Raw genomic sequence first — 11,306 nt, 5'->3', positions numbered from 1 at the left:
ACTTCTTTTCCTGTGCGCTTTTGCCCAGACAACTCCTGCGTATTGGGCAATCAATACACACGTGCTTGCGGGCACGGTATTCCTTTTTTCGGGTTACGGTGTCGATGTAGGCTTTCCTAAAAAATGCAGGATTCCCTAAAAAATGGAAAGCCTTCATAATTAGTTTCGAACATAAATTTTTATTGCAATAAGATTCAATTTGATTTCTATTCATTTAGTTTTAAAATGTATTAATTTTAATCTGAAAGCATTTCAATAGCAAAAAAAGTTACCTATTCGGTTACCTTGGAATTTATTTAACTGTCAAACACTTGAATATCAATGTGTTTTCCGGTTTTAAGTCGTCCTCTCATCCCGACGAAATATTCAAAATATTTAAAAACCTGCTAATCATATGAATAGCAGGTTTTTGCATTTAAAATTTACTAAACTTGTTCTTATGCCTACTCACAACATAAAAACAAAACTGTTTCAGCTATTAAAACTGAATTTTTTTAAATTCTAATATTTGATTCTTTATAGCAATTTCTGTAGGTAAACGTTCCATACTACTTGCCCCGTAAAAACCGTTTATATTTTTACAATGCTTAAGAATATAACTGGCATCTTCTGGCATAGCAATAGGACCGCCATGACACAAAACAATTATATCTTTATTTATAGAACGTGCAGCATCTGCCCACGTATCTATTAGGTTAACACACTCATCTAGCGTTTTTGATGTTTGCGCTCCTATAGACCCAGAAGTTGTAAGTCCCATATGGCATACAATAATATCTGCACCGGCTTCAGTCATCGCAATAGCTTGTTCTGTACTAAATACATATGGTGTAGTAAGTAGATGGTATTTATTTGCCTGTTTAATCATTTCAACTTCCTTGTCAAACCCCATACCGGTTTCTTCTAGATTTTGTCTAAAAACACCATCAATTAAACCTACTGTCGGAAAGTTTTGCACACCCACAAAACCTAAATCTATAAGTTCTTTAAACAAAAGATTAAAATTTACAAACGGATCTGTACCATTAACACCTGCTAATACGGGTACATTTTTAACAACCGGAATTACTTCTCGTGCCATTTCCTTTACAATATCATTGGCGTTGCCATAAGCTAATAAACCCGATAGCGATCCTCTTCCAGCCATTCTATATCTACCGGAATTATAAATTACAATAAGATCTATACCACCATTTTCTTCACATTTTGCAGATAATCCTGTTCCTGCTCCTCCTCCTATTATAGGAATGTTTTGATTTATGAGGCTACGTAGATTTTTTAAATTTTTTTCTTTCGTCTCTTTCATTTTTTTATTTGTAAGATTATAGCTGTATGTTTTTTATTGTCTTAATGTATTCCAAGGGCTTAAAGTTGACACATCTTCAATCTCATATCCTACTTCATTCGCAGCACAGGGTCCTAATATTGCTAATAATTTTGCCTCCTGCTCACCATATTGAAATGAGGCATGAACTTGATTTGCCGGTATAAATACAGAATCACCTACATTAAGAATATGCTTTTCAGTTCCTATCCACTGTTCAATCGAACCTTCTAAAACGTGAATTACTTCTTCCTGATTTGGATGTAAATGAAAATTATGACCTTGAGATTTTGGCAAGTGCACAACCAGAGATGTAATTTGTTTCACATCTTGAACAGAAGGGTTAGTTACCCATCTAAGTGTTCCCCAGTCGTGCTGTTCTAAAGTTGCGTCAGATTCTAAAATAAAATTCTTTAAAGCTTTTTTCATGTTAATAGGTTTTAAAAATTTCTGATTTCGTAAAAGTTTTTTACTAGTGCCTCACTAAATTCCTTATCATTTATTGCAAAGGGCAGTTTTATTAATTTGCGTTTAGTGGTTTGAAAAAGCTCTTGTTCTAAGGTTTCAAACAATGCAGTATTTGCTTTAGGATTATAAAAACTTTGCCCTTCTACATCAATAGCCGAAACTCCTCTCATTGGTAAAATGAAGCGAACTTCACCTTCCATTTGATTAAGTTTAGTAGCTAACCATTTTCCCATAACAATATTTTCCTCAACATTTGTGCGCATCAAGGTTACCTGCTCATTATGCACGTATAAGTTTCGATCTTTAAATTTCTGAGGAACGCTATCTAAAGCTCCAAAATTTACCATATCTAAAGCTCCTACAGATCCCACATAGGGTATTTGAGAACGTATTATAGCCCCTAATCTATCTTCACCTGCACTTAAAACTCCACCCATAAGATGGTCTGCGATTTCTGTTGTTGTAAGGTCAATCACTCCTTTTATATAGCCAGAGTCTATTAATTTTTCCATACTTTGACCGCCTACACCTGTAGCATGAAAGACAAGGCAGTCAAAATTAGATTCTAATTGCGCTACAACTTGATTTGCACAGGGTGTTGTAACTCCAAACATAGAAATACCCACTATATCTAGTTCACTAGTATATGCAGGCGTACTGTTTATAATCATTCCTGAAATAGCATGCGCAGCATTACTAAGTATGGTTGTAGAAATTGCATTAATGCCCTTTATATCTGTAATTGAATAAACCATATATACATCACTGGCTCCTATATATGGACGAATATCACCTGATGCCATCGTAGATACAATAATCTTAGGCAAACCCACAGGAAGAGATTTCATTAAATAAGAAACCAAACTTGTGCCTCCAGAACCACCTATGGCAAGCACTGCCGCGACATCATTTTGCTTAAGAATATATTTTTTTAGAGCCTTACCCATTTTTGAGATTGCATCACCCCGAGAACTATACACTGTAGAATAAACTTCAGGAAATACAGTTTCTGAACTTACATCTGCTTTTATTGTATTATCTGATGGCTTTTGGGTACTAACATCAATTGTTAGAGCATTTACACCTGTTTGTTCAAGACAGGTTTTTACAAAATCTAATTCGACACTTTTAGTATCGTATGTGCCTATGATATATACCTTTTTCATTTTTTCCATAACAATCTCTTTTTAATAGTACGTGCAATTATTCACAGATGGCAAGAATAAATGGTACAGCCCATTCTCCTTTTTTTATTAATGAGTAACCAAATGATTACTTATATTATTAATGTTCTCGCAGCCTATTTGTTCCATAACCTGCATGAGTTCTGTTTTTAATAAAGAAATTGTATGGTCTCCGCCATCTCTGCCCAACGCAGAAACGCCATACATAAATGACCTCCCTAAAAAACTGAATTGCGCTCCACTAGCTAATGTTCTGGCGATATCAGGACCAGACCTGATCCCACTATCCATCATTACTGTAAGTTGATCTTTAAATTTTTCTGCAATAGTACCCAAGGGTTTAATACTTGATTGCCCTGCATCTAGTTGTCTTCCACCGTGGTTAGAAACAATTATCCCATCTAAGCCCAGATCTAGAGCTTTTTGAGCATCTTCTATCGTTGCAACGCCTTTAAGCACTAGTTTTCCCTTCCACAGATCCCGAATTGGTTTAATTTTATCTTCATTTAGCCTTCCTGAAAAAGTCTGATCCATAAATTTACCTAGTTCGCTTAAGTTTAGACCTTTTGGCATATATGGCTTTAAGGTTTCAAAAGTAGGTTGCCCATATTTAAGGGTATTCATTGCCCAGGCGGGTTTACCTAATACCTGTAGAATATTTGCTACAGACATTTTTGGAGGCATTGCTAAGCCGTTTCTGATATCCCTTGGTCTGTAACCAAAAGTGGGTACATCACATAATATGACCAATACCGGCATTTCAGCGGCAGCTGCCCTATTAATAATATCATCTCTCAATCTATCTTCAGTAGGGTGATAAAGTTGAAACCAGGCTTTACCTTCTGTAATTTCTGCTGTACGTTCTATACTACTTGTTGTAACCGTACTTAAAACAAAAGGTATATTGTGTTTAAAAGCTGCCTTAGCTAATATTTCTGGTGCATTAGGCCACATAATACCTTGTAAACCTACCGGCGCAATACCAAATGGAGCATCGTATATATGACCAAATAATTCAGTCTTTAGAGAAGGTTTAGCATATTGGTTTAAATAATAAGGGTTTAATTCTATTTTCCTAATTTCTGCTGTATTCTTTCTTAAGTTGACATCTTGATTACAACCACCATCTAAATATTCAAATGCAAACTTTGGGATACGTTTTTTCGCTTTTTTTCGCAGATCTTCTATAGAAGGATACTTTGAATTTACTGTCAAATCCATTTTTTAAAATTTTAAATATTAGGTACGGTTTATACTGTGCTATCGATTTAAAAATCGATAGCACAGGCATTACATCATTAGAAGTCTTAAGAAGCTCTTTTAATAATAAATTGGTTTGGTTGTAGTTGTATTAATATATGGGATTCGTCTTCACCCGATATCCATAAATTGCAATGCATAAAAAGCATATTGCAGGTAACGTAAACGAAAAGTTGACTTCGCTAACTCCTAGAATTTTTATATCATTTACTCCATACCCTCCTAAATCTATAAGCATACCTTGAAGCTTTGGCATAAGAGCGCCTCCTACAATAGCCATAACTAAACCTGCAGCGCCTATCTTTGATTCCTCTTCGCTTAATCCTTCTAGAGCAATACCATAAATTGTAGGAAACATTATAGACATAAAAAAGGTTACTGCTACAAGCGCATATAAACCTAAAACCCCTTGAAACACTATAACACCTAAACAGGATAGAATTGCGAAAACAGAGTAATAAAATAATAGTTTACCTGAAGGTAGATAGCGTAGCAGATAGGTTCCTATAGCACGACCAACAAAAAACAAAATGAATGCAGCAAATTGATAATTTGCTGCTACTTCACTTGATATATCTATTCCCTCAGCATATTGATAAATATACGTCCAGCACATAATTTGTGCACCCACGTACATAATTTGAGAAAAAACTCCTAAAGTATAATTTGAATTTTTACTGAGTTTTGAGAAGGTATTTCCTAAACTAGAGTCTTGATCATCTCCCTTCTTTTGAGGCATCTTGCTAATAAGAATGAGAAAAAAGACAATTAATATTACAAACCCCAGAATTACATAGGGATTTTTTATAACCATTAAATCTGAAGTACGTATCAATATTTTCTGAGCTTCGGCTAATGAACTGTAATTCTCTATATCATCAGATTGTAATTTTTGTAAAACAAATTGTTGGGCTACTACTAAGCCTAAAATGAGTCCTACAGGGTTAAAGGCCTGAGCGAGGTTTAATCGCTGTGTAGCTGTTTTAGAATGCCCCATTGCTAAAATGTATGGGTTTGCCGTAGTTTCTAAAAAAGCTAATCCAAATGTCAAAATATATAACCCCAAACAAAAGAACCAAAATTGCCCTGTAATTGCGGCGGGATAAAATAATAAGGCGCCAATGGCATAAAGTGCTAAACCTATAAGTACACCCACTTTATAGCTGTATTTTCTAACAAATAGTGCTGCAGGTAATGCCATACAAAAATAACCCCCATAAAATGCCATTTGTACCCATGCAGCTTGGGAGTTTGACAACTCAAGAACTTTTTTAAATGCTTGTACCATAGGATCTGTAACCGCATTAGCAAAACCCCACAACCCAAATAAGGAGGTTATAAGTATAAAAGGTATAATAACCTTTTTAGCAACTACAGGTATTTCTTCTTTTAGGTTCATCTGTTAAAAAAGCTAAATTGATCTGTCTAAATGAGTATAACCTCCGTCTACAAAAAGTAGCTGACCGGTAGTGTGGCTCGATCTTGATGACATTAAAAAGAGTACCGTATCTGCAATTTCTTGCTCTGTTGTCATTCTATTCTCTAAGGGAATATTTTTAGATATATCGGCCAGCTTTGTTTCGGGATTATCAAATGTGTTAATCCATTTTTTATAAAGAGGTGTATAACATTCTGCTACTATTACGGCATTTACACGTATTGAATAGGGCAATAATTCTACCGCCCATTCCCTGGTAAGCGCATTACGTGCTCCATTTGCCGCAGCATATCCAGATGTACCGCCCTGGCCCGTAATTGATGTTTTAGAACCAATATTTACAATGGCTCCTTTATTCTTTTTAAGTTCTGGTAGCACCAATTTTGCCAGATGATAATAATGAATTACGTTTTTATGTAAGGACTCTATAAATGCCTCGTAGGTGCCATGTTCTAATCCCACAGAATCATTAATACCCGCATTATTTATTAAACCATCAATCTTACCAAATTCTGTAATTGCAATTTTTATTGCATTTTCACATTGGGTGGGGTCTGTAAGTTCAGCATAGGCTCTACCTGCTTTACCTCCGTTAGCTTCAATCTCAGCGATAAAAGAATCAATGCGGTCTTTATTGCGACCTATAATAAATGGAATAGCACATTCTTGAACTAAAGCCATGCAAATACCTTTACCAATCCCAGAAGAACCTCCTGTAACAACAATAACTTTATCTTTTAAGTACAGATCCATCGTTTTAGTTTAAAAATGTAGAGGGCGTTAATAATTTTTTATTTATAAATCGAGATTGTAAAAGTTTACCGCATTTAATGCTAGAATTTTATTTTTTTCAGCATCAGAGAAGCCAACCAGATATTGATCTAAAATTCCTAAAACCTCCTTGTATGAGGCGGCTAAATTAGAAACAGGCCAGTCTGAACCAAACATAACACGCTCTACCCCAAAAAACTCTACTACTACATCGATGTAGGGCTTTAATTCAGAGAATTGCCAAGCGGTCCAATTTGCTTCTGTCACCAAACCCGAAATTTTACAATGTACATTGGTAAATGAGGCTACTCGGGTAAGATCATTTTTCCAATGCTTCAGTTCTTTCATTTTAATATTTGGCTTTGCTAAATGGTCTATTACAAAATTTAAATCTGGAAACTGAGAAACTAATTTTGCTGTACTTTCTAACTGATGTGGATGTATTAAGAGATCATATGATAAACCTAAACCATCTAAATTCTTTATTCCGTTGAGAAATTCAGATTTATGCATAAAACTTGAATCTTCAGCCTGTAAAATATGCCGAACACCTTTAAAATATTTGTTTTTTGCATAGTAAGATAAATGCTCATTTACTTGAGGATTTTGCAAATCTACCCAACCTACAACCCCTTTAATAAAGTCGTGTTTTTCAGCTAGGTCCAATAAGAATATTGTTTCCTCCTCAGATTGATCAGCTTGTACTGCAACACAACCACTAATGCTTAACTCCTTGTAAATTTTAGATAATTCTTTAGGTAAAAAGTCACGTTTTAATACCTTCATGTCATCAGTAATCCAGTCATCTTTAACAGGATTATAGTTCCAGAAATGTTGATGACTATCTATGATCATTATAGAGCTCGTGCTGTTTGTTTAGAAACTCCTAAACCTTCAATACCTAATTCTATAACATCACCTGGCTTCAAATATTTAGGTGGATTAAAACCTAACCCTACCCCAAATGGTGTCCCTGTCGAAATTATATCACCAGGTAATAAAGTCATATATTGGCTTATATAACTCACTAACTGCGGAATATTAAAAACTAAATCTGAAGTATTGCTGTTTTGCATCATTTCCCCATTTAATTTTAACCATAGGTTGAGATTATGTACGTCTTTAACTTCATCTTTAGTGACTATATATGGTCCTATAGGTGCAAAAGAATCGCAGCTTTTTCCTTTAACCCATTGCCCCTCGCGCTCTAATTGAAATTCACGTTCGCTATAATCGTTATGCAAAATATAGCCTGCTACATGATGCATTGCCTGGTCTTCAGAAACATAACTCGCTTTCTCGCCTATTACTACACCTAACTCTACTTCCCAGTCTGTTTTTTTACTTCCTTTAGGAATTATTAAATCGTCATTAGGCCCTACAATTGCAGATGTAGCTTTAAAGAATAAAACCGGTTCTTTAGGCAATGTCATGCCACTTTCCTGCGCATGCTTTGCATAATTTAGACCTACACAGACAATCTTAGACGGTCTTTTTACCGGCGGGCCTACACGCAAACTTTTATCAAATTTGGGCAAGTCACGGCTGTTTTCTTTCAACCAATCTGCTAAGCGCTCAATGCCATTTGTACCAAAAAAATCTTCATCAAAATCTGCTACAAATTTTGATACATTTATGCGGTCGCCATTAGCTAATTCTACGCCTGGTTTCTCATCACCTGTTTTTCCTATGCGTATAAGTTTCATTTGTTTTTGATTTTAGTTGTTTAGTCTTATAAAACCTCCATCTATAGGAAAGTCTGTTCCTGTAATGAAAGAGGCCTCATCAGAGCATAAAAATAAGGCTAATGCTGCAACTTCAGATGGTAATCCCATTCTTCCTATAGGTTGGGATTTAGAAAGTTTCTCAAACATCTCTTCCTCCTGCCCTGCATAATTTTTTGAAATAAAATTATCTACAAATGGGGTATGTACCCGCGCAGGTGAAATGCTGCAACATCTAATTTTATCTTTTAAATAATCTTTTGCAATTGAATAGGTCATTGTAAGAACTGCGCCTTTTGTCATAGAATAGGCAAATCGGTCTGCAATCCCAACACTTGAAGCTATTGAAGCCATATTAAGTACAACACCACCATTTACTTTAAGATGAGGTATTGTTGCATAAATACAGTTATAGACACCTTTAACGTTTACCTCATATAGCCTGTCCATATCTGCTTCTGTAGTTTTTTCGATATTTCCTACATGTGCAATACCGGCATTATTTATTAAGATATCAATACTATTTGATGCTGCTATTGTATTTATGACTTCAAGTACCTGATCTTGTTTTGAAACATCGCAAACATATCCTTTTGCGATTCCACCAGCGGCTCTTATTTCCTGAACAGTATCTTCATAGTGATTTGATGTTATATCTAAAATGTGCACGAAAGCTCCATTTTGAGCAAAACCTTGAGAAATAGCTTTACCTATGCCACTTCCGCCGCCGGTTACCAATACATGTTTTTCTTTATAATTATATGAAGCCATAGTATGTAAGTTCTATTTTTTAAGCTGTTTTATGCGGTTACAGTATTACTTTCTAGCTTCCATTCTTTCCCATTGGGAAAACCAAAATCTTCAAGAGAGTCATTTTTCATCGTAATACTATAGCCCGGCAATTCTGGTGGCATGTAGCAACCATTTTTAATAACTACAGGTTCTAAAAAATGTTCATGCAAATGATCTACAAATTCGATTATACGATCTTCCATAGAACCGCTAATAGCTATAAAGTCTATCATAGAGAGGTGTTGTACGTACTCACACAGCCCCACGCCTCCAGCATGAGGACACACTGGGATTTTAAATTTTGCAGCCATTAAGAGTATTGCTAAAATCTCATTAACACCACCTACTCTGCAGCTATCGATTTGACAAATACCCATAGCTTCTGCCTGCATTAACTGCTTAAATATTACTCTATTCTGGCAATGTTCTCCAGTAGCAACAAGAATAGGACTTACAGCTTTTGCAATTTTAGCATGACCTAAAATGTCATCTGGGCTAGTTGGTTCTTCAATCCACCAGGGATTAAATTTTTTAAGTTCAGCCATATTAGTTATAGCCTCATCAACATCCCATTTCTGGTTAGCATCCATCATTAGTTTTAGATCATCACCTATTTCTTCTCTAATTATAGCAGCTCTTCGCATATCATCTTTTAGATCTGCACCTACCTTAATTTTCATATGTTTAAATCCGCTTTCTTTGGCTTCCCGGCAGAGTTTTCGCATTTTCTCATCAGAATAACCTAACCAACCCGCCGAGGTTGTATACGCAGGATATCCATTTCTAAGAAGTATATCTGTGCGCTCCTTTTTAGTTTTCTCTTTATCTTTAAGAATCTGTAAAGCTTCTTCTGGAGTTAAAACATCTGTTATATAAGTAAAATCAATACATGAAATCAATTCATCGGGAGACATCTCTGATAGAAGTCTCCAGAGAGGTTTACCGGCTGCTTTAGCATATAAATCCCAAACTGCATTAACAACGGCTCCGGTAGCTAAATGAATGACCCCTTTTTCAGGACCTAACCATCTTAATTGACTATCACCCGTAATCATCTTCCAAAACTTACCCATATCCTGAGTAAAACTTTCTAAGGTCTTACCTATAATTAAAGGGGAAAGAGCTTTAACGGCACTAACACAAATTTCGTTACCTCGTCCTATGGTAAAAGTCAAACCATGACCTTCTAAATCTGGATTATTGGTTTCCAAAATAACGTAGGTTGCTGAGTAATCAGGATCTGTATTCATGGCGTCTGAACCATCTAAAGACTTACTCGTAGGAAATCTTACGTCTTTTACAGAAACACCTGTAATTATTAGTTTTTCTTTCATTAAAATAGATGTTGTTAACAAAGCTATTCATAGTAGATTATGATATCCACCCTTCCTGTTGCTTTATGTAATACTTTTTTTGCACGATTTACTCTAATTCTGTGGTATCGTCATATATTTTTGCAAATTCGTTTGGGGTTATTCCTCGTATAAGTTTAAACTGTCTATTGAAATTAGAAACATTGCGAAAACCTGATTCGTAACAGATTGAAATGATCTTTTGCTCTCCTTCAATTAGCATTTTACACGCATACCCCACACGAATTTCATTAAGATATCGCGTAAATGATTTTCTATGAATTTTTGTAAAGAATCTACTAAAGGCTGAAGGGTTCATATTTGCAACTTCAGCAACTTTATTTGAACTAATAGGTTTATTAAAATTCTTAAATATATATTCGTATATTTTCTTCAGGTCCTGAGAGTCATTATTGTTAAATGGCTTTACAAAACCATTACTCGATAGAATTCTTGAGTTAGAATTTTTAGCTAATTCCTGCAAAATTTGAAGCAAGGAAACCACTTTGTCAAAATCATTAAGTTTGATTAATCCTTTAATTTTTTTCTTTAAAGCCTTACTAATATCAGGAAATACGATTCCTAATGAAGCCCTAGAAATAAGATGCGCAATTGCTTTCATTTCTGGAGTTTCAAAAAATTGAATACCTAAAAATTCTTTCTTAAAGTGTACCGCTATCGCTTCAGCTTTTAAATCTGTACTTCCTTTGTAATACGATGGATCATTAATCCACATATGTGGTAAATTCTTCCCCAATAAAACAAGCTCTCCTTCATTAAATTTCTCTATACTATCACCTACAAATCGAGTACCCGTACTTTTTACAATTAGAACTAATTCTAATTCTGGGTGAAAGTGCCAAAACTTCAAAAAATGAGGATGACTATTTTGTGTCACACTCAATGAATTAGTAGCAGAGCTGGTTCGGTCTATAAAATGAAGCTTCATTAGATTGTATTAATGATCAGAAAACAATTGTCTATATCTCAATT

At 35.1% G+C, this 11,306-nt stretch carries 11 protein-coding genes; all 11 read right to left on the bottom strand.

The window, feature by feature from the left end; translation table 11 throughout:
• Positions 1–478: 478 nt before the first annotated feature.
• Complete coding sequence (locus ACIGAM_RS05955; protein ID WP_396510543.1) at positions 479–1,306, bottom strand: phosphoenolpyruvate hydrolase family protein; 828 nt, start codon at positions 1,304–1,306, stop codon at positions 479–481.
• A gap of 33 nt (positions 1,307–1,339) precedes the next feature.
• Complete coding sequence (locus ACIGAM_RS05950) at positions 1,340–1,753, bottom strand: cupin domain-containing protein (protein WP_396510542.1); 414 nt, start codon at positions 1,751–1,753, stop codon at positions 1,340–1,342.
• A gap of 11 nt (positions 1,754–1,764) precedes the next feature.
• Positions 1,765–2,967: a Tm-1-like ATP-binding domain-containing protein gene (locus ACIGAM_RS05945; RefSeq protein ID WP_396510541.1), complete on the bottom strand. Its 1,203-nt coding sequence runs from the start codon at positions 2,965–2,967 to the stop codon at positions 1,765–1,767.
• A 78-nt stretch (positions 2,968–3,045) separates the two neighbouring features.
• Positions 3,046–4,197, bottom strand: a complete 1,152-nt coding sequence (locus ACIGAM_RS05940) for an alpha-hydroxy-acid oxidizing protein (RefSeq protein WP_396510540.1) — start codon at positions 4,195–4,197, stop codon at positions 3,046–3,048.
• Between the two features lie 130 nt (positions 4,198–4,327).
• Positions 4,328–5,635: an L-fucose:H+ symporter permease gene (fucP, locus tag ACIGAM_RS05935; protein WP_396510539.1), complete on the bottom strand. Its 1,308-nt coding sequence runs from the start codon at positions 5,633–5,635 to the stop codon at positions 4,328–4,330.
• A gap of 12 nt (positions 5,636–5,647) precedes the next feature.
• Positions 5,648–6,427, bottom strand: a complete 780-nt coding sequence (locus ACIGAM_RS05930; RefSeq protein WP_396510538.1) for an SDR family oxidoreductase — start codon at positions 6,425–6,427, stop codon at positions 5,648–5,650.
• 42 nt (positions 6,428–6,469) lie between these two features.
• Positions 6,470–7,300, bottom strand: a complete 831-nt coding sequence (locus ACIGAM_RS05925) for an amidohydrolase family protein (protein ID WP_396510537.1) — start codon at positions 7,298–7,300, stop codon at positions 6,470–6,472.
• Positions 7,300–8,151, bottom strand: coding sequence for a fumarylacetoacetate hydrolase family protein (locus ACIGAM_RS05920; protein ID WP_396510536.1), 852 nt, complete (start codon positions 8,149–8,151; stop codon positions 7,300–7,302). Before ACIGAM_RS05920 ends, ACIGAM_RS05925 begins: the two co-directional genes overlap by 1 nt.
• A 12-nt stretch (positions 8,152–8,163) precedes the next feature.
• Positions 8,164–8,940, bottom strand: a complete 777-nt coding sequence (locus tag ACIGAM_RS05915) for an SDR family NAD(P)-dependent oxidoreductase (protein WP_396510535.1) — start codon at positions 8,938–8,940, stop codon at positions 8,164–8,166.
• A 29-nt stretch (positions 8,941–8,969) separates the two neighbouring features.
• Positions 8,970–10,295 carry an L-fuconate dehydratase gene (locus ACIGAM_RS05910; protein ID WP_396510534.1) on the bottom strand — a complete coding sequence of 442 codons (1,326 nt, stop codon included), beginning with the start codon at positions 10,293–10,295 and terminating at the stop codon, positions 8,970–8,972.
• A gap of 88 nt (positions 10,296–10,383) precedes the next feature.
• Positions 10,384–11,262: an AraC family transcriptional regulator gene (locus tag ACIGAM_RS05905; protein WP_396510533.1), complete on the bottom strand. Its 879-nt coding sequence runs from the start codon at positions 11,260–11,262 to the stop codon at positions 10,384–10,386.
• Between the last annotated feature and the right edge of the window lie 44 nt (positions 11,263–11,306).

Origin of the sequence: Leeuwenhoekiella sp. NPDC079379, assembly GCF_044542075.1 — a bacterium.
Classification (GTDB): Bacteria; Bacteroidota; Bacteroidia; order Flavobacteriales; family Flavobacteriaceae; genus Leeuwenhoekiella.
The sequence above is the reverse complement of the archived record's forward strand: the minus strand, read 5'-3'. Positions and strand labels throughout refer to the sequence as shown.

Excerpts from the sequence above, each read along its gene's own strand:
- ACIGAM_RS05955 (WP_396510543.1), bottom strand. The coding sequence starts at position 1,306 with ATGAAAGAGACGAAAGAAAAAAATTTAAAAAATCTACGTAGCCTCATA.
- ACIGAM_RS05950 (WP_396510542.1), bottom strand. The coding sequence starts at position 1,753 with ATGAAAAAAGCTTTAAAGAATTTTATTTTAGAATCTGACGCAACTTTA.
- ACIGAM_RS05945 (WP_396510541.1), bottom strand. The coding sequence starts at position 2,967 with ATGGAAAAAATGAAAAAGGTATATATCATAGGCACATACGATACTAAA.
- ACIGAM_RS05940 (WP_396510540.1), bottom strand. The coding sequence starts at position 4,197 with ATGGATTTGACAGTAAATTCAAAGTATCCTTCTATAGAAGATCTGCGA.
- fucP (WP_396510539.1), bottom strand. The coding sequence starts at position 5,635 with ATGAACCTAAAAGAAGAAATACCTGTAGTTGCTAAAAAGGTTATTATA.
- ACIGAM_RS05930 (WP_396510538.1), bottom strand. The coding sequence starts at position 6,427 with ATGGATCTGTACTTAAAAGATAAAGTTATTGTTGTTACAGGAGGTTCT.
- ACIGAM_RS05925 (WP_396510537.1), bottom strand. The coding sequence starts at position 7,300 with ATGATCATAGATAGTCATCAACATTTCTGGAACTATAATCCTGTTAAA.
- ACIGAM_RS05920 (WP_396510536.1), bottom strand. The coding sequence starts at position 8,151 with ATGAAACTTATACGCATAGGAAAAACAGGTGATGAGAAACCAGGCGTA.
- ACIGAM_RS05915 (WP_396510535.1), bottom strand. The coding sequence starts at position 8,940 with ATGGCTTCATATAATTATAAAGAAAAACATGTATTGGTAACCGGCGGC.
- ACIGAM_RS05910 (WP_396510534.1), bottom strand. The coding sequence starts at position 10,295 with ATGAAAGAAAAACTAATAATTACAGGTGTTTCTGTAAAAGACGTAAGA.
- ACIGAM_RS05905 (WP_396510533.1), bottom strand. The coding sequence starts at position 11,262 with ATGAAGCTTCATTTTATAGACCGAACCAGCTCTGCTACTAATTCATTG.